Here is a 21,390-nt window from a genome sequence, read left to right as displayed (position 1 = left end):
AAACGGAATTAAAAGCGCATAAAAAAAGCCTTACAATTTAAAAATGTAAGGCTTTTTCATAAATTAAAAATTTACTATTTATCTTTTTTATTTCCACCACCAAATACAGAGAAGTGAACGTAACGTTTAGGATTAGCTTTTAAATCAATCATCAACTCATCAAGATTTTTTGAAGCGTTGTTTAAATTCTGATACATTTTATCATCATTTAACAATAAACCTAAACTTCCTTTTCCATCTTTAATACCCGAAATTACACTTTGCAAATCAGCAATTGCATTGTTTGCGTTATCCAAAGTTTGTTTAAAGTTGGCGGCTGCAAATTTATCGGTAACCGTATTAATATTAGTTAAAATATCGCTTATTTTCTGATTGTTATTATTTAAGTTGGCAGTTATCCCTTCAACATTTCTAAAAATAGCTTCTATACGTTTACTTTCTGAACCAACCAAACCATCAACTTTTTTCGAAGTGGTTTCTAATGAAGCCAGTGTACCCGCGATGCTGTTAAAACTTTTATCTACATTTTTCTGGAAATTGGGATTAAGAATGGAATTCACACTGCTTAAAATAGAGTCCATTTTACCAATAATCAATTCAGCTTTCTTTTGAACTGGCTGAACCTGCTCCATTAATCCTTTTTCAACGTTTGCATTTAAGGTATAACCATCTTCAGCCATCTTTTTTGAATCGCCTAACGACATTACAATAGCTTTGCTACCTAAAAGATCAGTACCTTCTAAACGGGCAATACTATTTTCCGGAATTTCGTATTTACTGTTTACACTTAAAGTTGCAATTACAGTACCGTCCTGTTGTAATTCTAGTTTTGCAACACGGCCAATCTGGTAACCGTTAATAAGTATAGGTTTTGATACTGTTAAACCATCAACACGGGTATATTTTGCATATAATGTTGTTTCGCTTGAAAAAATGGAGTTCCCTTTTAAAAAATTATATCCAATAATCAATAAAGCAATGGCAAATGCAGCTAAAATACCTACTTTGGTTTCGTTCTTAATCTTCATGAGTGTTTTATTTTATGGCTGCAGATTTTAAAGCATTTTTAAAACCTGCTAGAGCGTAATTCTTTTTCAATGTTAAACTTTATAAATACACAAAGCTTACATTAATTGTTTGGTATCTGTTTTATATTTTCTGTAAAGGTAAAATAACTATCATTTATAATGCCACTTATTTAACCTCAATATTTTTTTTATACGTTTTTATTGCTTCAAAAATAGAATTCGCAATCTCACTTTGTCCTTTTTGCGAATTAATATACTTTTCTTCTTCAGTATTTGATATAAAACCAACTTCTGTTAATACAGCAGGCATACCACATCTTTGCAATACCAAAACCCCCTGTTCTTTAACTCCACGACTAAATCTATCGTCTCTGTTAACATAGCTGTTCTGAATTAATTTCGCGAATTTAATGCTTTTATCCCGAAAGGTATTTTTTAGCAATGATAAAAGAATGAAACTACTGGGGTTATTGGGGTCGTAACCATCGTATTTGCTTTTGTAATTCTTTTCTAATTTAATATCGGCATTCTCCCTGATGGCTGCATCCTGTTCTTTTAACCGATGGGAGCCAGCAACCAGAGTTTCTACTCCTTTAATGTGTTTATTTCCGGGCGGCATAGAATTGCAGTGCACAGATATGAAAAGATCTGCATTGGCATCATTGGCTATTTCTGCCCGCCTGTATAAATCAACATCAATATCAGTTTTACGCGTAAAAATTACTTTAATATCCGGCAATTCTTCTTTGATAATTTCACCAAGTTTTAAGGCAACTTTTAATGATATATCTTTTTCTTTTGAAAAGCTGCCGGAAGCACCTGGTTTTCTACCACCGTGACCGGGATCAATTACTATGGTTTTAATTTTGTATCCCTGGGCAAACGATTGATTGACAATGGTTAATGAAAATAAAATCAGTATAATCAGAAGTTTAATCTTCATTTATAAAATATTAGAATGAGGTTTCGGCAATGCGCCTGTAATTTTTAATTGCCTTAATGATGCCGTTCACAATTTCTTTTTGCCCATCTTCCGAATTCATGTAATCTTCGTCTTCAGGATTACTCACAAAACCAATTTCAGTTAGTACTGCCGGCATGGCTGCTCGCGCCAATACAGCAAGGCTTTTTTCCTGTACGCCACGATTAGTCCTCCCGGCATTTACATATTCTTGTTGCAACATAGAAGCAAACTTTAAACTCCTATCTCTGTTGGTTTGTTTCATTAGCGACAACATAATATCGCTTTCAGGCGTATTTGCGATAAAACCTTCATAATTTTTCTGGTAATTATCCTCTAAAAACATCGAAGCATTTTCCCTTTTAATTACCTCATCCTGTTCACCCAAGCGGCCTGTTCCTGATACAAAGGTTTCAGTTCCTCTTGTTGATGTACTTTTTGAAGTAACCGTTCTATAGACAGGAACTTTCCGTCCGCGAACTTTTTTATAATAATCCACCACTCTCGAAACACGAACCGGCATATCATTTAAGTGGATAGAGATAAATAAATCCGCTTTGGCGTTATTTGCAATATTTATACGTTCATATAAAGGAATAAAAACATCAGTTTGCCTGGTGAAAATCACTTTTATGTCTTTTAAGCTGTCTTGAAGTGCGCGGCCCAAATTTAAAGCAGTTTTTAATGCTACATCTTTTTCTTTGGAATACACGCCATGTGTTGCACCATCTTTACCACCGTGACCAGCATCGATCACAATTGTTTTGATTTTATATTCTTGCGCAAACACCTGATTATCAACTGAATTTGACAGTACTAGATAAATAATAAATGTTAAAATGGATTTAAGATACATCAATGGTATATTTTTCACTAATTTTGAACGTTTTTGATTAAACATTTGTGCAAAAATAACATTCAAATACGAATTTGAAACTTCTTAAGAGCTCTATTTTACTAATTTCTGTCATTTTATTAACACTTGTTGTTGGTAAAGCTAACGCATTTTCTCATTTTTCATTGCAACAAATCATTCAGCAAGACACAACCAAAAAGGATACTACTAAAAAGACAGGTAAAAATAATAGTAGCATTGATCAGAAAGTTGAGTACAAAGCGGACGACTCCGTTAAAATGAGTGCCGATAAAAGCATTGTTTATTTATATGGCAATGCCAGAGTTACCTATGGTGATTTTGAGCTAGATGCAAGTTATATTAAGTATGATAAAAAGCAAAATACCATATTTGCAAGAGGAATAAAAGATCCTAAAACAGGAAGATACACTGGCAGGCCGATTTTTAAATCAGGAACAGATGGTACCGCAATTGCGGATTCGATTTTTTACAATTCTGAAACAACTCGTGCGAAAGTTTATGGCGTTTTTTCTGAACAAGAGGGAGGATTCTTTTCCGGTGGACAAAGTAAAAAGCAAATAGATGATGAGCTGCACATCAAAAATGTAATGTACAGTACCTGTAATCTTCCTCACCCGCACTTTGGATTAATGATATCGAAAGGAGTGGTTACCGAAAAACAGATTATCACAGGTCCGGTTTACATGATTATTGAGGATGTACCAACAATTTTCGGGCTTCCATTTGCATTTTTTCCAAAGCCGAATAAAAGAACATCGGGCGTAATTTTACCAACTCCCGGTGAGGATGCCACCAGGGGATTTTTTCTTCAGAACGGCGGTTATTATCTCGGTTTGAACGATTATTGGGATGCCAAATTGATGGGATCTATTTATACCAATGGCTCATATGAAACGAGTGTATTAAGTAATTACACTAAACGATACAAATACAATGGTAACATCAATTTAGCTTATTCCAGCTTTAAAGATGGTTTGGAAGGTACCCAGGCATTCGCTAACCCTACAAAAAACTTTAGTATTAACTGGAGCCATAGCCAAAATGCCAATGCCAACCCCGGTACTACCTTTAGTGCAAGCGTTAGATTGGTATCAACCGCAAGCAAAGGCTACTACAAAAATACAGCAGCTGGTACTACTTATGATATTAATACCATTGCAACCAACTCAACAAGTAGTAGTATAAGTTATGCCAAATCCTATTCCAATGGAATGAACTTCTCTTTGGCGGCATCAAGTGATCAAACTTTAAGTACCAGGGCAATATCGCTCAGGTTGCCAGAGATGACTTTTAACGTGCCTACATTTAATCCGTTTAAAGCAAAAGATGCCGTGGGGGATCAAAAGTGGTATCAAAAAATTACCGTTGGTTACAGCTTACAAGGAACAAACCGGATTGATACTTTTGATAGTTTATTGTTCCAAAATGATGGTTTAAAGCGCTTAAGAAGTGGTTTTTCTCATAGTATACCTGTAAATATGTCATTTACCGCCTTAAAGTACCTAAATTTCAGTGTAGGTGGTACTTACAACGAGGTTTGGAATTTCCAGAGTGTGAATAGAAGATACACTGAATATGCTGATAATACTTTTAGCTTTAGAGAAGATACCTTAAGCGGTTTCAAAAGGGCTGGTAGTTATAGCTTATCAACCAGTTTATCAACCAAAATATACGGAAGAAGAGATTTTAATCCACAGGGGAAAATTCAGGCATTGAGGCACGTAATGACACCCAATGTTTCATTCTCTTACTCACCAGATTTTACCAAAGCAGGGTCAGGGCCTTACAGACCGGCAATAAACCAAAATGGAGATCCGATTTTAACCAATGGACTACCGCTTAAATATTCCATTTTTGACGGTATGGCTCAACCGGGCTCTTTTGGTGGGCCAAATGCCTCGATTGGCTTTGGATTAGACAATACCGTCGAATTAAAAGTGAGGAATAAAAACGACACCACAGGAACGGGTTCAAAGAAAATACCGATTATTCAAGGCTTGAGCTTTAGCGGATCTTATAATTTCCTGGCAACATCTTATAAACTATCAACCATTGGTTTTAGCGGACGATCACAGTTTACCGACAAACTGGGTATAAACTATAATGGAACATTAGATCCTTATTCTCTTGCTGCCGATACGATACCAGGTTCTACAAGAAGGATCAGGCAGGACCGTTATTTCTGGCAAAGTGGTAAATTTTTACCCCGCCTGGCCAATTTTGGATTCTCATTTGATTATAGTTTAAATCCAGAAGCTTTAAAACGTAAGAACGAAGCCAATGATAAAATGGGCGAAGCAGCCAATAAAAAAGGTTTAACCGATATTCAATCCGAACAACTGGCAGCAATCAGCCGCGATCCAAATGCATTTGTCGATTTTAATATTCCGTGGAATTTCTCATTTTCTTATAGTTTTCAATATACGAACGATGGAAATACCACAACAACTTCAAATACTTTAAACTTTAATGGCGATGTTAATTTAACCCCAAAATGGAAGGTTACTTTTAACTCAGGTTATGATTTTAAAAATAACGGTTTAACACCAATGAATCTGGCAATTTATCGCGATTTGCACTGTTGGGATATGAGTGTAAACTGGGTGCCGTACGGTGCTTACAAAAGTTACTCTGTAACCATTAAAGTTAAAGCATCGATATTGCAAGATTTGAAATTGAGTAAAAGACAAGGTTTTTACAGCACATACCAATAAATTATGCTAGCCGAAATTATTACCATTGGCGATGAGATTCTCATTGGCCAGATCGTTGATACCAACTCAGCCTGGATGGCCAAACAGTTAAATCTAATTGGTGTTTCAGTTAAACAAATCACTTCTGTTTCGGATGATGAACAACACATTATCCAAGCGCTTAGTGAGGCAGAAAAACGTGCAGATATTATTTTAATTACAGGTGGCTTAGGACCAACAAAAGACGACATCACCAAAAAAACCTTGGCGAAATATTTCAACATGGGTTTCCGAAATGATGCAGGTGCACTCGAGATGGTCCGCCAGATATTTGAAAAATACAAACGCCCGTTGTTGGATATCAATATTCAGCAAGCAGATGTTCCTGATGGTTGCGAAGTAATTGTAAATAAAAATGGAACTGCTCCTTGCATGTGGTTCGAGCAAAAAGAGAAAATTTTTGTTTCGATGCCTGGTGTTCCTTACGAGATGATGTACCTCATGGACGACGAAATTTTACCGAGAATTACCGGCAGATTTAAGCTTCCATCAATTGTTCATAAAACCATTCTTACCGCCAACATTGGAGAATCATTTCTGGCAAAGGAAATTGAAGATATTGAAGATAGTTTGCCGCCACACATCAAATTAGCCTATTTACCAAAGCTAGGTCAGGTAAGATTGCGTTTATCAGCTAAGGGCGACAATGAAGCCACCTTAAAGGCAGAAGTGGAGGATTACGCACAACAGATTATTTCAAAAGTTAATAATTTTGTGGTAATTGATGAAGATATTCCGCTCGAAAAAGCAATACTGAATATCATGAAAGCCAGAGGCTTAACTTTATCTACAGCCGAAAGTTGTACAGGAGGCTACATTGCCCATCTTATTACTCAGCATCCTGGTTGTTCTTCAGTCTATTGGGGCGGGGCTGTAGCCTATGCTTACGAATTAAAGGAATCAATCCTCGGCGTAAAAGAAAATACCTTATCTGCCTTTGGTGCTGTAAGTGAACAAACCGTGACTGAAATGGCCGAAGGTGCAATAAAACACTTTAAAACAGATTACGCAATTGCAGTAAGCGGAATAGCTGGTCCTGATGGTGGAACGGAAGATAAACCAGTGGGCACGGTGTGGATAGCCATATCTTCTAAAGATAAAACAGTGGCTAAGGTGTTTAATTTCAGCAACAAACGCATTCAAAACATCGAACGGTCTGCAGCCTCGGCATTAACCATGTTGTTAAATCTACTTAAAGAAACAGTTTAGAAAGAATAAAAACTGTATTTTTGTGGCGTTACCAAGATAAAATACTGTAATTTAATATGGCTCAATACGAACTATTGTTACCAAAAATGGGTGAAAGTGTTGCGGAAGCAACAGTGATTAAATGGGTAAAACAACCTGGTGATTCTATTGAGTTAGATGATACCATTTTAGAAATCGCCACCGATAAGGTAGATTCTGAAGTGCCTTCTCCTGTTGCTGGTAAATTGGTAAAACAGTTATTCGCAGCCGATGAGGTTGCCCAGGTTGGCGATGTAATTGCAATTATAGAAACTGAAGGTGGAGATATCTCAAAAGATGAAACTCCGGTTGTAGAAAAGCCAGTAGCAGAAGAAAAAACTGAAACAATACCTGGAATTGAACAACTTCCAATAGCAAACCAACCTGCAGCAACAACTGATTTCAGTACCTCTGAGCGCTTTTATTCTCCATTGGTTAAAAGTATAGCCGCACAGGAAAATATTTCAATTGCTGAGCTGGATGCAATTAAAGGTTCTGGTGCGGATGGGCGCTTAAATAAAGATGATCTGTTGGATTATATTGCCAGGAAAAATGGCGACGTGGTAAAAACGGCCACAGTTATAATAACGCCACCTGTTCCGCCGGTTAACGAAGTTGCAGCACATAAAACAGAAGCAACCAACCAGGCTCCGATTGCAAATAAACCATCTACAACAAGCGTTAATGGCGCTGACGAAATTATAGAGATGGATAGAATGCGTAAACTTATTGCCGATCATATGGTAATGAGTAAAACAACTTCTCCACACGTAACTTCGTTTGTAGAGGCCGATGTTACCAATATGGTATTGTGGCGCAACAAGGTTAAAAACAGCTTTGAAAAACGCGAAAACGAAAAGATAACTTTTACCCCAATATTTGTGGAGGCAGTTGCGAAGGCAATAAAGGATTTTCCGATGATTAACGTTTCTGTAAACGGAACCCAGATTATCAAAAAAGGGAATATCAATATCGGTATGGCAGCGGCTTTACCTAGTGGAAATTTAATCGTTCCGGTAATAAGAAATGCCGATCAGTTAAATCTGGTTGGTTTAACAAAAGCGGTTAACGATTTGGCAGGCAGAGCTAGAAACTCCAAGTTAAAACCAGATGAAACGCAAGGTGGTACTTTTACGTTAACCAACGTGGGTAGCTTTGGAAATGTAATGGGTACACCAATTATTAATCAACCACAGGTGGCTATTTTAGCAGTTGGTGCCATTAAAAAGAAACCAGCTGTTTTAGAAACCGAACATGGCGATGTGATTGCGATCAGGCACATGATGTTTTTGTCTTTATCGTACGATCATAGGGTAGTAGATGGTTCATTAGGTGGAATGTTTGTACGTAGAGTTGCAGATTATTTAGAAGGTTGGGACCTGAACAGGGAAATCTAGTCTGTTTGCAATTAAAAGTTGGGTTAATGCCAACAATTAAACAATTTATAAGTTTAATAATTAAGAATGTTAGCTTCAAATTTAAAATCAATCGTTTCAGATAATGTATTGCATGCCAAGTGGTTAAATACATTGTCTTATATGGAAAATGCAGGTGCAAAGAAGATTTCAGCTTCAGAGCACAAAGAGACTGTAAATCTGATTATTCTTAAACATGCTGCTGAAGAGCATCGCCATGCTTATTATTTAAAAAAGCAGATTTCGAAAATTGATGAGGCACTTTGTAAAACTTATTCCAATGCCGAATTATTATCTCCAAACCATACAAAATATTATCTGCATGCTTTAGATATTGCAGTTTGCCGTTATTTAAAGGCTGAATTTAATCTATCTGGTTACGAATTAAAATTCGCAGCCTATCTATTTGTTACTTATGCCATTGAAGTTCGTGCTGATGAATTGTATCCAATTTATCAGGCTGCTTTGGATGAAGCAAAAAGCAAAGTAAATGTAAAGTCGATTATCCTTGAAGAAGAGGGCCATTTGGAAGAAATGATGAACCAATTGGTAAGTTTTTCTGACGATTGGGAAAATCATGCGGCCGAGGTGATAAAAATCGAAAAAGCATTGTTTCAGGATTGGGTTACTGCCTTAGCTGCTGAATTGCCTGTGAGTGCTTAATCTCTCATAGTCGTTATTGCGAGAAGGTTATTTTCAGCAGACTAATTTTAGTTAAACCAATCTAATTCTTTGTTGTTTCTATATAAACACAAATATCATGGCTAAATTTTCAGAATTAATTAACGGCGATAAACCTGTTTTGGTCGATTTTTTTGCTGAATGGTGTGGTCCCTGTAAAATGATGAAACCAATTTTGGAACAATTAAAATCGCAGGTGGGTGATTCAGTTTCTATTATTAAAGTAGATATCGATAAAAATCAGCCAGCTGCATCTTCATTTAATGTTCAGAGCGTTCCCACCTTAATTCTTTTCAAAAAAGGTAAACAAGTGTGGAGGCAAAGCGGTGTTTTGCAAGCTGCACAGTTAAAACAGGTAATTGATAACCATTCCTAAACTTCTAAAACACTTTTGGGCGTTACAGCAAAAATACGTTCACTAGTTTTTGGGTAAATGTTATAAAGTCCGGTAAATAAGCTAAACGCAGGCAAAACAGCATATTCTTTACCGAAATAAAAACATGGAAATTTTAACCTTTGTTTTGCTTTTCCAACAATAGTAACTCCGGGGTGTACGTGTCCACTAATTGGGTATAATTCTTCTTCAGTACAGTTAGGTGCATCGTGGATAAAACAAAACGGACCTAAACAAAAACTTGGTTCGTGTATTTCGATATTCATTGCAGCATAATTTGCATCCGAAAGTCGATCATGATTGCCTTTTACCAATAAAAAATTAAGCTCCTGGTATTGCTTTCTCCAGTCAGAAAATTCATCAATATCCGTATTAAGTCCATGGTGAAACATGTCGCCATTGATTAACAATGTTTTAGGCTTGTAATGTTTAATCAACAAACTTAAACGTTGTAGATCAGTTTGGGCAATGGTGGCCGGTACTTGTAATCCCGCCTGACGGAAATGAGCCGATTTCCCTAAATGGAGGTCACTTATGGCTAAAAGTTGATGTTTTGGTAAAAACAAAGCCCTTTCTTTATCTAAAATCAATTCTTCACCCTGGCTTGTAATGGTCATTTATTTTAATTATTGTTTTTTTTGAGCTTTCCGAAATATTTATTCGAAAGCTTCAAATCTCTATTTAAATTTTTCAGATTCGGCTTTCATCCTTGCAATCCGTTGTTCCAATTCTTCCGAACTCATGTTTTCACGTAAGCTATCTACTTTAATTGGAAAGGATAATGGTGTAAAACTTTTTGGGTTGGTAATCACAATCGCACCATCCTGTATCCGGTTTAACGCTGCTGCCAACCTTGGCTCTTCCAGCTGCTGATAAAATACCTCATCGTAAGCCTGACGCAAAAGTAAATTTTGTTTGTCATAATCGCTAAAAACATTGAAAAACAAACCTGCCGATGACTGGAGATGTTTATTTGCGACATATTTACCAGGATAACCCTGAAACACAAGTCCGGAAATACAAGCAATATCCCTGAATTTACGTCGGGCCATCTCAGTGGAATTTATACTTAAAGTAATGTCTTCAGTTAAATTTTTTGGTGAAAAAACTTCATATGCAATTGATTCATCCATAGGGATTTCTGTTTCGCTAAGTAGTTCAAAACCATAGTCGTTCATGGCAATTGAAAAACTGATTGGTAAAAGTTTACTTAAACGATAGGCTACCAATGCTGCTAAAACCTCGTGTACCAACCGGCCTTCAAAGGGATAAGCAAATAGGTGAAAACCTTCTTTGTTATTAATCAGCTCAATTAATAACTCATCGTTTCTGGGTACATGCGAGCGTTCCTCCTGCAGAAGAAACAAAGGATAAATAACATCCAACTCTTCATCCTGGTGCGTTTTATCTAATGCTTCATTGTATTTTTTCCGCAAAACCGACCCCAGGTTAGAGGATAAGGGCAAACGGCCACCATTCCAGCTTGGCGAAACTGCATTTTTTTGCTTGCTCACCCTCACCACAACTGTCATATCTTTAACCTGGATAAATTCTAAAACCCTGCCTGCCAAACGGAAATTATCCCCGGCTTTTAAACGGGTAACAAAATATTCTTCCACCATGCCAATGTAACCGCCAGAAATGAATTTAACTTTCAGCATTGCATCACTTACAATTGTGCCGATATGCAACCTGTGCCGCATAGCCAACTGCCTGCTTTTGACTTTCCAAAGCCCGTCTTCGTCTTTTACTACCTTTTTAAATTCCGTATAGGCACTTAAACTATCACCACCTGAGGTAATAAATTGCATTACCCAGGTCCATTCTTCTGGTAAGATAAGTTTGAAAGCGTGTGTATTTTTAATTTCTTCAAATATAATTTTATCATCAAATCCATCACCTATGGCCAATGTAACCAGATATTGAACCAGGGTATCAAAAACCATAATAAAGGGCTCACGACTCTCTATATTGTTAGTTTTGGCCGCTTCTTTAATCGCAGCAGCTTCTACCAATTCCAAAGCATGAGTAGGTAGAAAATATATTTTCGAAGTTTCATGCGGGGAGTGACCAGAGCGGCCAGCCCTTTGCAAAAAACGGGCAACCCCTTTTGGCGAACCCACCTGAACAACAGTATCAACAGGCTTAAAATCTACACCTAAATCTAACGATGAGGTTGCAATAACCGCTTTAAGCTGCCCGGTATGTAACGCGTCCTCAATCCAGTTTCGAAGCTCAAAATCAATAGATCCATGGTGTATGGCAATCCTTCCGGCAAGTTCGGGTTCGATATTCAACAAATGTTGATACCACATTTCTGATTGTCCACGGGTATTGATAAAAATTAGGGTTGTTTTACTTTTCTCAATGATAGGCAGGAGTTTATAAGCGAGTTTTAAACCTAAATGGCCTGCCCATGGCAATGTTTCAATATCATCAGGTAAAATTGATTTAATTACAATTTTCTTTTCTAAATCGGCCTTTACAATGATGCGTTTAGCCTCTAAATTGGGTTCTAATACATCCAGAGCCTCATCAATGTTACCAATTGTGGCAGAAATGCCCCAAATTCTTAAAAACTGATTTTTTTCTAGTTTTTGTAAACCTTTTATCCGAGATACCGCAAGTTCTACCAGTACGCCGCGTTTACTCCCTAAAAGTTCATGCCATTCATCAGCTACAATACATTTAAGGTTTCTGAACAAAGTTGATGAACCTTTTTGTGCGAGTAATAAATGCATGCTTTCGGGGGTAATCAACAAAATTTCCGGCATCGACTTTTTCTGCTGTAATTTTTCTGACTGAGAAGTATCGCCATTACGTACACCAACATGCCAATCCAGTTCCAACTCCAATAAGGTTTCGCGCATTGCCCTTGCAATGTCTTTTGCTAAGGAGCGGAGAGGGGTAATCCAAATTAACTGTAAACGGTCTTTCGCTTTTTTATTATTCGCTTCTGATGCGTTTAATGCTTCAATAACCACTGCCAAAAATAAAGAAAAGGTTTTACCGAAACCTGTAGGTGCATTTACCAAACCACTATAACCATTAAGATAATATTGCCAGGCATCTTCCTGAAATTGAAATGGCTTACGTTTTTTAGTCTTTAGCCAGGTTTTTATCTTTTTATAACCTTTGGTTTTGGTTTGGTCCATGATTAAATACTGTTTCTTATAGTTATATTCCTCGGTCTGGGTAATCACAGACCGAAATTTTCAACTTTCGACTAATAGGTCCGTATAGACACAGGCCATGAAAAAACGAATTATAGAGTAGATTGCAGCAACTGCCTTAAATCTTCCAAAGTATTAATTTCATCGGCTTTTTTATCTTTTCTCCACCGCAATATACGTGGAAAGCGCAAAGCCAAACCTGCTTTATGCCTTTTACTTTCAGCAATTCCTTCAAATGCAATTTCAAAAACCAGTTCGGGTTTTACTGTGCGTACAGGTCCAAATTTTTCAATTGCATTTCGGGTTACGAACGAATTTACTTCTTTAATTTCTTTATCTGTTAAACCCGAGTAAGCTTTAGCAATCGTCACGAGGTTTTCGCCATCACGAACTGCAAAAGTATAATCTGTAAAGAAATTCGCCCTTCTGCCACTTCCTTTTTGTGCGTATATCATTACGGCATCAACCGTATATGGATTAATCTTCCACTTCCACCAATCGCCACGTTTTCTGCCACTATGATAATGGGAAGTTAGCTTTTTAAGCATAATTCCCTCACTATTAATTGATCTCGAAGTTTGCCTTAATTCGGCAAGTTCTTCCCAGGAACTGCATTTAATTGCAGGAGATATTATTACGGGGCTTTCAGCTAAGCCACCGATTAACTTTTCAAGTATTTTCCGTCTTTCACTCAAAGGTTCCTCTCTGGCATCTTTGGCTTCAAATTCTAAAATATCATAAACAAAAAATCCAATAGGTGCATCTTCCAGTTGTTTTTTACTAATTGTTTTACGGTTTAAACGTTGTTGTAAAGTGCTGAATGATAAAACTTGTTTATCTTGTACAGCCAATATCTCCCCATCTAAAACCACTCCATCCGGCAAAACATCAATCATAAAATGCAGTTCAGGAAACTGTTCGGTAACCAGTTCTTCGCCACGGCTCCAAATAAAAAGTTCGCCGTTTCTTTTTACAATTTGCCCCCGGATGCCGTCCCATTTCCATTCGGCCTGCCATTCTGAAACATCCCCCAGCTTTTCCGGTTCTTGCTCTAAAGCATAAGCCAGACAAAAGGGGTAAGGCCAGGAGTTATCGGTATTTACATGAATGCCGTTTATCAGTTCATTAAAGGTAATTTCGTAAGGATTCCATTTTCCCATGATGCTGTGCATTATCTGCGCGCTATCTAAACTGCTTTGCTTGGCTAATGCATTTACCAGCATTTTATTGGAAACGCCAATTCTGAAATTACCGGAGATTAATTTATTAAAGATGAAACGTTCCTGGGTTTCGAGTTTGTTCCAGGCATTTAAAATAAAATCTTTTTTTGTTTCGTCGTCTTTACCTTCCAGATTGTGCAGATCTTCTATCCATTTATGCAGCTGAAAATCTGAGGTGTTTTCGGCTGGTGGCAACAACAATGCAATGGTTTCACTTAAATCGCCAACATTCGAATAGCTTTCGGCGAATAACCATTCCGGAGTTTCGGTTATATCTATCGCCCAATACTTAAGTAATGCCGATTTAATTGGCCTTTTGGGTTTTTTACCAGTAAATAAGGCAATTACCCATACTTTATCTTTATCATCGGCATAATTGAAATAATCAACCAATGCTGCGATTTTATCGTTGGTTTTATTGCTCAGTTCGAGCTGTTGGATTAGTTTTGCAAAACGTTTCATAGTTATTTACTTTCGTTTTGATCGGCTAAATCCACTTTATTTTCTTCATCGTCTTCTTGCCCAAATTTGGTTAATACTTCAGCAGCTTCTATGCCCTCATCATTTAAAAACCGACTAAATGCAGCTGTAAAACCATGGGTAACATATACTTTTTCGGCTCCGGTTGCAGTAATGGCTTCCATTAGGCCAGGCCAGTCTGCGTGGTCGCTTAGCGCAAAACCTGCATCGGCACTTTGCCAACGGCGGTGTGCTCTTACCTGCATCCAGCCAGAACATATACCGGTAACCGGATGTGATAAATTTTTAATCCATCGGCTATCGCGCATGGCAGGTGGCACAATTACAATGCCTTTCTGCAATTCATCTTTTGTGGTTTCTGGTGTAATCCTAATAGTTTGAGGAAGATTAACACCGGCAGCAATAATTACTTCATTTAAATTCGCAATACTATTGTGTACATAAATTGGTATATCGCCAGCCAGGTTTTTAATTAAACGTTGGGCTTTGCCCAAGCTATAAGCAATTAATACGCTTGTTTTCTGCTGAGTAATGTTATCATTTACCCAACTTTTTATACCATTAAATACCATTTCCTGCTTTTGCCATTTGTAAATAGGAAGGCCAAAAGTACTTTCGGATACAAAAGAATGGCACTTAACTGGTTCAAAGGGCGTAGTAATGCCATCATCTTCAATTTTATAATCACCAGAGATCACACAAATTTCTCCTTTATATTCCAAACGCACCTGTGCTGATCCAATGATATGTCCGGCAGGAAAAAATGAAATATTAACGCCGTTTCTAATTATATTTTCACCGTATTCTAAAGTTTCTACGTTTAAATCTTCACTTATCCTGCGTTTAATTATAGGTTTGGTTAAAGTGTGGCAGAGGTAATATTTATTACCAAAGCGAACATGATCGCTATGTCCGTGGGTAGTTACAGCATAATCTACAGGCCACCAAGGGTCTACGTAAAAATCACCTTGTTTACAATAAATGCCTCTTTTAGTAAATTCGATTAATGCCATAGGTACTAAACAATAAATTTGTTGATTAGTTTTAAATCAATATCGGCTAAATACCCGATAATTTAAAATATCGGCTAATTACCCGATAAAACGGAATATCGGCTAATTACCCGATATCGACTTTGAAATATGAATAATTAGCACGATATTGTATCATGATTTGTATTATAACAGGCGATATAATAGGCTCAAGAAAGATTAAAGATAGCTGGTTATTGAGTTTAAAAAATGCTTTAAAAGTAGTTTCGGGGCAGCATGGCAAGTGGGAAATCTTTCGTGGGGATAGTTTCCAGGTTGAGGTTCTCCCAGAAGATGCAATTATAACTGTTGCTTATTTAAAAGCATGTATCAGGACAAATAAACCTGCGGATGTAAGAATGGGAATAGGTATAGGCGGCATCAAAAATAAAAGGAAAAAGCTTTCAGAATCCAGTGGAGAGGCATTTATTAACTCGGGAGCGGCATTCGACAGTTTGAAACAGGCGAAAACTAACTTAGCCATTAAAACGGATTTTCCTGATTTTGATGAAGAGATTAATATAATGATTAAACTGTCGTTAATTGCAATGGATAACTGGGGGGTGGTAGCTGCAGAAATGGTAAAACTTGCCCTGGAAAATGAAAATCTGTTACAAAGTGAATTAGCAGCTATTTCCGGAAGAACACAATCATCAGTAAGTGAAGCACTTAAACGCGCACGTTATATCGAAATTATGGATATGGATAGGCTTTACCGTAAAAAATTGAAACAAATGATTTTAAAATAATGGATATATATTTGATTAAACTGATTATTGCCCATTTAATTGGAGATTTCTTTTTGCAGCCCAGCACTTGGGTAAAAGATAAGGAAAGCAAGAAATTGAAATCAACAAAATTATACCTGCATGTGGCCATCCATGTAATTTTAATATTTCTTATTTTCTTGAGTTTTGGCGTATGGAAAGTTGCTTTATTGATCGGAGTTATCCATTTGCTTATCGATGCGCTAAAATCAATTTTTCAGACGAAAAAAAATGCACGAATACTGTTTTTTATTGACCAGGTTTTACATTTTACCTCCATAGTAGCGGTATGGCATATTTTTTACAAAGGAAGTTTAGATATCAGTTTTTTAAATGAAACCCGCACATGGGCTTTAATTTCGGGTGCAATGTTTTTAACCATGCCCACCTCAATCATCATGAAAGTGATTATCGATAAATGGATTCCGGATAATCAGCCAGATAGCCCAAAATCGTTACAGAATGCAGGTAAGTACATTGGAATATTAGAACGGGTACTTATTTTTCTTTTTATCCTTACCAATCATTTTGAGGCTGTAGGTTTTTTACTTGCAGCTAAATCAATTTTTAGATTTGGAGATTTGAAAGAAGCACACGACCTCAAATTAACAGAGTACGTATTGATTGGAACTTTGTTAAGCTTTGGAATTGCAATTGTAACTGCCATGCTTATTCAAATGTTTATTGCATAAAAAAAGCAGCCCGAAAGCTGCTTTTCAAAATATTTATCTTGCTCCTGGAGGACAGTTTTCCTTTAAAAACTTGGTATAAGTTAAGGATAAATGCTCGCTTGTTCCTTCACCTTCAGAGATACTGTGGGTGCGGTTAGGGTAACTCATCAATTGAAAAACTTTTCTGTTTTTAATCAATTCATTAATTAACATTTCGGCATTTTGATAGTGCACATTATCATCGCCAGTACCATGGATGTACAATAAATTACCCTTTAAGTTTTTAGCATAAGTAACAGGAGAGCCTTTTACATAAGCTTCTTTACTTGGAAAAGGTGTACCCATATAACGTTCCTGGTAAATATTATCGTAAGTTAACTGATTGCCAACTGCTGCAATTGCAATACCTGTTTTGTAAATTTCAGGGTATTGAAACATCAGGTTTAAAGTTGAAGAACCTCCACCGCTCCAGCCCCAAACAGCTACACGGTCTTTATCCATAAAAGCATTGGTAGCCAATAATTTTTTAGCGGCCATTGCCTGATCGCGGATATTGATTACACCAATATTTTTATAGATGCTTTTACGCCAGGTACTGCCTTTCGGAACCGGTGCACCTCTGTTATCCATCGAGATATAGATATAACCATCTTTTGCCATATCACCTGCATAAAGGAAATTTCTTCCTGCACCATAGGTATCAGATGCTGTTGCCGAAGCAGGTTCACCATAAACATAAAATACAACCGGATATTTCTTGTCAGGATTAAAATTATCAGGTTTTTTCATCCAACCGTCCATTTCAATGCCATCTTCAGTAGTTACTTTAAAAAACTCAACCTTATTTTTAGCTGCTTCTTGTTTGGCCAATTGAGTAGTAATGCTTCCGTCCATAGTAAATGGATTACCAGTTGTAAAGTTCATCCATTCTGTAATCGGTTTAACAATAGAACTATTATAAGTGTGGCGGGCAAAAGCGGCATTTGGAGAAATATCGTAACTGTGTGTACCTGGTAAAATAGAAGGGGTAACCTGCTCTAATTTTCCTTTTCCATCTAACTTGGTTTTAAAAAGATATTTCTGGGTTGCGTTTGTTGGAGAGGCAAGAAAATAAACCATGTTATTTTTAACATCAATCAGTTTTACATCAGTTACATCATAGTTTCCTTTTGTAACTAATGTTTCTTTTTTTCCGTCAATACTGATTCTGTAAAGGTGGTTCCAGCCGTCTTTATCAGATACAATTGTAAATTCTTTATTGTCGTTTAACCATTTCCATTCATCTTGCGGATCGATCCAAGCTTTGGCCTTTTCAGTATAAATTGCTTTTGCGGTGCCGCTAGCTGCATTACAGATAAAAACTGTGCTTTCATTCTGCTCTCGGTTAAGCTGTTGTAAAATAATTTCATTACTATTTGGTACCCATTGCATACGCGGGATGTAATGCTGAATATTATCCCCAGGAACAGCCAGCCAGTTTGTTTTGGCGGTTGCTACATCAACTACACCAACCTTACAAGCAGATGGGTTTTCGCCAACTTTTGGATACTCAACAGGAATCGTGTATGGATAAATAGAATCAGTATTATTGATCATTAAAAAGTTTTTGATTTTTGTTGCATCAATTTGCCAATAAGCAATCGATTTTCCGTCAGGGCTCCATCTAAAACCATCACGGCAATCAAATTCTTCTTCATAAACCCAATCGAAAGTACCGTTAATCATGCGGTCGGTACCATCTGTAGTTAAGGCTTTGGAGCCTGACGCATCAATATTTTCTACATACAAATTGTGTTTGCTAACGTAAGCCACTTTACTTCCATCCGGAGATAATTTTGCGAACATTAATGAAGAGGCCGGCTTATCTTTTCCAATCTGAGTAATTTTATTGGCTGTTAAATCTGCCAACCAATAATCACCGCGGGTATCGTAACGCCAAACTTTTTTGCTATTGGTATAAATCAAAGCTTTGGTGCCATCATCTGAGAGCTGAAAACTTCTTACCGCAATTGAATTATCCTTGCCTGCGGGTGTTAACAATGCCCTTGATATAATAGTTTTCCGATCGCTCTTAGGAAGTGTTACCGAAACAATTTCTCCACTTGCAATCTGATAGTAAGCGTTACCGTCTTTAGCCCAATTGATACTTTGAGCCTTTGCATCAGTTAATGCACAAAAAACCATGCAAATAACTGATAATCTGAATAATAAATTTTTAATCATATATAAGTTTTGGACATAAAAAAAGCTTTTCAACTTTCGGGCTAATTTAAATAAAAAGCCTGCAGTTAAAAAGCTAATAATTAGCAGTAATTGGTTAATTATTCACCGCCACCCTGCATTTTTGCTAAATCTTCCATTGTTACCACTTCGTAACCTGTTGGTACTTCTTTAGAAATTACACCAACTTTACCTTCAACAACAGATTTTAATGTTGTAGTGGTTTCTACACCTCTTTGAACCAAAGTATATTTTACCGGAAAAGCAGCTAAACCAGGGAAATAGTTTTGAGAACCTACATTTGGTAATTCGACATCTTTTGTAGCCCAAAGTTCAAGTGCAGTACCTTTTTCATCTTTAAAAGTATATTTTTCTGCGCTAAAACCACCAATAGTCTGTTTTTCGCCAGTAGCTTTAAAATCAGAATATTTCGGGATAGCACCCATTGCTTTTTCAATATCAGCTTTAGTTTGTTTAACAGCAAATTGCTTTTGAGCAACTGGCACATCAATTAAAAGTAAGCCAGTTTTTTCATTGTTATCAGAAATGATCCCGATTAAAGCCGGACCTTGTTCCATTTCAATTTTGGTTAAACCATTGTTAAATTTCATTTTCAATTCAGCAGGTGGTTCTTGTCCGCCCATTGCTGATTTTTGTTCTTCTGTTAATTTGTAAGTCAGGCCGTAGGTAATTGTACCTTCAGTCATTTTCTTTTGCGCATGGGCGATGATTGCACTACTTACCAGGATTAAAGCAACAACGCTTGTTTTGATTGATTTGAACATTTTTTATTTCTGTTTAGTTATTTACCAGTTAATTTTCTCTTTGTTTAAAAAGGAAGAGATCCCTTTCTTAAAATCGTCACTTTCCCTAACACGGGCATTAATTTGTACTGCAGTTTCAAGGCATTTTTCCAAAAGCGGATTGGCCGTTTGCGTAATGAGCTGTTTAGTAATCATTAACGAATTACTTGAGCTTCCGTTACACAAACTTAGTGCAAATTCTCTTACTTTTTGATGAATTTCGGAGGAATTTGTTACAAAATTGATCAAATTATATTTTAATGCCTGTTCGGCAGAAAAGGTTTTTCCAGTAAGCAATATTTCTTTAGCCACAGATTCGCTGACTTTCTGTTTTAAAAAGCAAGATACAATAGCCGGAACAAAACCAATTTTAACTTCGGTATAGCCAAAATTACTTTCAGGAGTTGCAAAAACAATATCGCATATTGTGGCTAAACCGCAACCGCCGGCAATAGCATGCCCTTCTACCTGAGCAATAACAACTTTAGGCAAATAATAAATGGTTGTAAAGAGTTTTTTTAAGTGATTGGAATCAGCAACATTTTCTTCGAAGGTATTGTGTTGCAACTGTTGCAGGTAAGCTAAATCTGCGCCGGCACTAAACGAATCTCCATTGGCATTTAATACAACAACTTTTACAAAGTCATCTTCTGATGCAATGATTAAGGCTTCAGTTAGTGCAGCAATGAGCTGAGGATTTAGGGCGTTTCTTTTTTCAGGTCTATTTATGGTTATTGTTGCAATTCTATCTGCAACATGATATAAAACCAGATTTTCCATGTTATTGAGTTAGTTGCACCAAATATGCTTTATTTTTCTTTAAAACATAGGCAGCCAAATGATTATTTTTCACAACTTTTTTAAAAATTTCAATCTTATAATCTTTGTTAGTGGCATCAATTAAAACATTTTTATACTTTATGCTGGCACTTAATGTTGCCAGCTTAAATTTTGTATTTCCACTGATCCACAGGGAAGAAAAATCTCCATTCCCCTCTAATTTTTTATAATTTAATGCATCATTTATTATTAATATTTTATAATCAGCAAATACAATTTGATTATTTTTTAATATAAAATTGCCCTGAATGGTATCTCTCTTCAAATCAATTAACGAAATCTTATCAACCTGTAGTTGCGACAATGCTGGTTTAACAAAAAAATCATAGTTTTTGTCTGTCTCATTTAAATCTGTAACCAAAACACAATTTCTTCCGTTAATGAACGCAGCTGCATAATTTTTTCTGAGTGAAAAGAAAATGATCTTTTGCTGATGATAAGTCTTCAAATCATCGTTTATAATTAAGGTTTGATAGCAGACAAAACAGAATAGTGATGAAAATATAAACCGTTTGTTAAACTTTGCCAGACCATAAATAAATAAACCTAAAGCTAAACTCAGCAATATAAATTCAGGGAGATCAATCCATATTGATGAAAAGGTTGCGTAGGGGAGTTCCACCTGAGTACTGAGTTTGTAAAATTAATTATCCATTCGAAAATTGGCGCTAAAAAACTAAGCCATGGTACCAGTATGGCAATTCCCAAATACATCATTAATACAAGCGGAATGGTGATAAAAAGATTTCCAAAAAGAAAATAAACAGGAAATTGATGAAAATAGTAAATGCTTAATGGAAATGTAACCAGTTGTGCAGATAATGACATGGCTGTAAAATTCCACAATTT

Annotated in this window: 19 protein-coding genes; 7 read left to right on the top strand and 12 right to left on the bottom strand. The window is 36.6% G+C overall.

Translation table 11 applies throughout. From position 1 onward, the window contains the following. Nucleotides 1-74 precede the first annotated feature (74 nt). The 3 genes from ASE74_RS21520 to ASE74_RS21510 form a co-directional block, all read right to left on the bottom strand. Entirely contained in the window at nucleotides 75-1,028 is a 954-nt protein-coding gene (locus tag ASE74_RS21520) for an MlaD family protein (protein ID WP_055913860.1), read from the bottom strand. A gap of 166 nt (nucleotides 1,029-1,194) precedes the next feature. Further along, a complete protein-coding gene (locus tag ASE74_RS21515) occupies nucleotides 1,195-1,971 on the bottom strand; it encodes an N-acetylmuramoyl-L-alanine amidase (protein WP_055913858.1) in 777 nt (258 codons plus the stop codon). Nucleotides 1,972-1,981: 10 nt separating this feature from the next. Beyond that, nucleotides 1,982-2,890 carry an N-acetylmuramoyl-L-alanine amidase gene (locus tag ASE74_RS21510; RefSeq protein ID WP_235526194.1) on the bottom strand — a complete coding sequence of 303 codons (909 nt, stop codon included), beginning with the start codon at nucleotides 2,888-2,890 and terminating at the stop codon, nucleotides 1,982-1,984. Between the two features lie 29 nt (nucleotides 2,891-2,919). On the opposite strand from ASE74_RS21510, the gene ASE74_RS21505 reads away from it, so the two are divergent. From ASE74_RS21505 to trxA, 5 genes are all read left to right on the top strand, one after another. Beyond that, on the top strand, nucleotides 2,920-5,580 hold the full coding sequence (locus ASE74_RS21505; RefSeq protein ID WP_055913856.1) for a putative LPS assembly protein LptD: 2,661 nt from the start codon (nucleotides 2,920-2,922) through the stop codon (nucleotides 5,578-5,580). A gap of 3 nt (nucleotides 5,581-5,583) precedes the next feature. Next, nucleotides 5,584-6,828: a competence/damage-inducible protein A gene (locus ASE74_RS21500; protein WP_055913853.1), complete on the top strand. Its 1,245-nt coding sequence runs from the start codon at nucleotides 5,584-5,586 to the stop codon at nucleotides 6,826-6,828. Nucleotides 6,829-6,884: 56 nt separating this feature from the next. Then, nucleotides 6,885-8,243: a dihydrolipoamide acetyltransferase family protein gene (locus tag ASE74_RS21495; RefSeq protein WP_055913850.1), complete on the top strand. Its 1,359-nt coding sequence runs from the start codon at nucleotides 6,885-6,887 to the stop codon at nucleotides 8,241-8,243. A 66-nt stretch (nucleotides 8,244-8,309) separates the two neighbouring features. Further along, nucleotides 8,310-8,924, top strand: coding sequence for a hypothetical protein (locus ASE74_RS21490; protein WP_055913847.1), 615 nt, complete (start codon nucleotides 8,310-8,312; stop codon nucleotides 8,922-8,924). 97 nt (nucleotides 8,925-9,021) lie between these two features. Continuing rightward, complete coding sequence (gene trxA / locus ASE74_RS21485) at nucleotides 9,022-9,318, top strand: thioredoxin (protein WP_055913845.1); 297 nt, start codon at nucleotides 9,022-9,024, stop codon at nucleotides 9,316-9,318. Here trxA and pdeM read toward each other — a convergent pair. The 4 genes from pdeM to ASE74_RS21465 all read right to left on the bottom strand — a co-directional run bounded on the left by pdeM (nucleotide 9,315) and on the right by ASE74_RS21465 (nucleotide 15,222). Continuing rightward, nucleotides 9,315-9,953 carry a ligase-associated DNA damage response endonuclease PdeM gene (gene pdeM / locus ASE74_RS21480; RefSeq protein WP_055913842.1) on the bottom strand — a complete coding sequence of 213 codons (639 nt, stop codon included), beginning with the start codon at nucleotides 9,951-9,953 and terminating at the stop codon, nucleotides 9,315-9,317. The genes trxA and pdeM overlap by 4 nt on opposite strands. Before the next feature lie 60 nt (nucleotides 9,954-10,013). After that, entirely contained in the window at nucleotides 10,014-12,491 is a 2,478-nt protein-coding gene (locus ASE74_RS21475) for a ligase-associated DNA damage response DEXH box helicase (RefSeq protein WP_055913839.1), read from the bottom strand. Nucleotides 12,492-12,601: 110 nt separating this feature from the next. Beyond that, entirely contained in the window at nucleotides 12,602-14,191 is a 1,590-nt protein-coding gene (locus ASE74_RS21470) for an ATP-dependent DNA ligase (RefSeq protein WP_055913837.1), read from the bottom strand. 2 nt (nucleotides 14,192-14,193) lie between these two features. Next, nucleotides 14,194-15,222, bottom strand: a complete 1,029-nt coding sequence (locus ASE74_RS21465; RefSeq protein ID WP_055913834.1) for a ligase-associated DNA damage response exonuclease — start codon at nucleotides 15,220-15,222, stop codon at nucleotides 14,194-14,196. A 155-nt stretch (nucleotides 15,223-15,377) separates the two neighbouring features. Between ASE74_RS21465 and ASE74_RS21460 the strand changes: the two genes are divergently transcribed. Further along, complete coding sequence (locus ASE74_RS21460) at nucleotides 15,378-15,989, top strand: SatD family protein (RefSeq protein ID WP_055913831.1); 612 nt, start codon at nucleotides 15,378-15,380, stop codon at nucleotides 15,987-15,989. Continuing rightward, entirely contained in the window at nucleotides 15,989-16,699 is a 711-nt protein-coding gene (locus ASE74_RS21455) for a DUF3307 domain-containing protein (RefSeq protein ID WP_055913828.1), read from the top strand. Before ASE74_RS21460 ends, ASE74_RS21455 begins: the two co-directional genes overlap by 1 nt. A gap of 33 nt (nucleotides 16,700-16,732) precedes the next feature. Here ASE74_RS21455 and ASE74_RS21450 read toward each other — a convergent pair whose 3' ends face one another. From ASE74_RS21450 to ASE74_RS25385, 5 genes are all read right to left on the bottom strand, one after another. After that, nucleotides 16,733-18,901, bottom strand: a complete 2,169-nt coding sequence (locus ASE74_RS21450) for a S9 family peptidase (protein WP_055913825.1) — start codon at nucleotides 18,899-18,901, stop codon at nucleotides 16,733-16,735. 98 nt (nucleotides 18,902-18,999) lie between these two features. Further along, on the bottom strand, nucleotides 19,000-19,683 hold the full coding sequence (locus tag ASE74_RS21445; protein ID WP_055913822.1) for a DUF4412 domain-containing protein: 684 nt from the start codon (nucleotides 19,681-19,683) through the stop codon (nucleotides 19,000-19,002). 21 nt (nucleotides 19,684-19,704) lie between these two features. Then, nucleotides 19,705-20,481: an enoyl-CoA hydratase/isomerase family protein gene (locus ASE74_RS21440; RefSeq protein ID WP_055913818.1), complete on the bottom strand. Its 777-nt coding sequence runs from the start codon at nucleotides 20,479-20,481 to the stop codon at nucleotides 19,705-19,707. A 1-nt stretch (nucleotide 20,482) separates the two neighbouring features. Beyond that, nucleotides 20,483-20,989: a hypothetical protein gene (locus tag ASE74_RS21435; RefSeq protein WP_157255501.1), complete on the bottom strand. Its 507-nt coding sequence runs from the start codon at nucleotides 20,987-20,989 to the stop codon at nucleotides 20,483-20,485. Between the two features lie 110 nt (nucleotides 20,990-21,099). Beyond that, nucleotides 21,100-21,387 (bottom strand): ComEC/Rec2 family competence protein, encoded by a 288-nt coding sequence (locus tag ASE74_RS25385; RefSeq protein WP_255352070.1) that lies wholly within the window; start codon nucleotides 21,385-21,387, stop codon nucleotides 21,100-21,102. Nucleotides 21,388-21,390 lie beyond the last annotated feature (3 nt).

This window comes from Pedobacter sp. Leaf216 (assembly GCF_001421515.1).
Taxonomy (GTDB): Bacteria; Bacteroidota; Bacteroidia; order Sphingobacteriales; family Sphingobacteriaceae; genus Pedobacter.
This window is presented reverse-complemented; position numbering and strand designations above follow the sequence as displayed.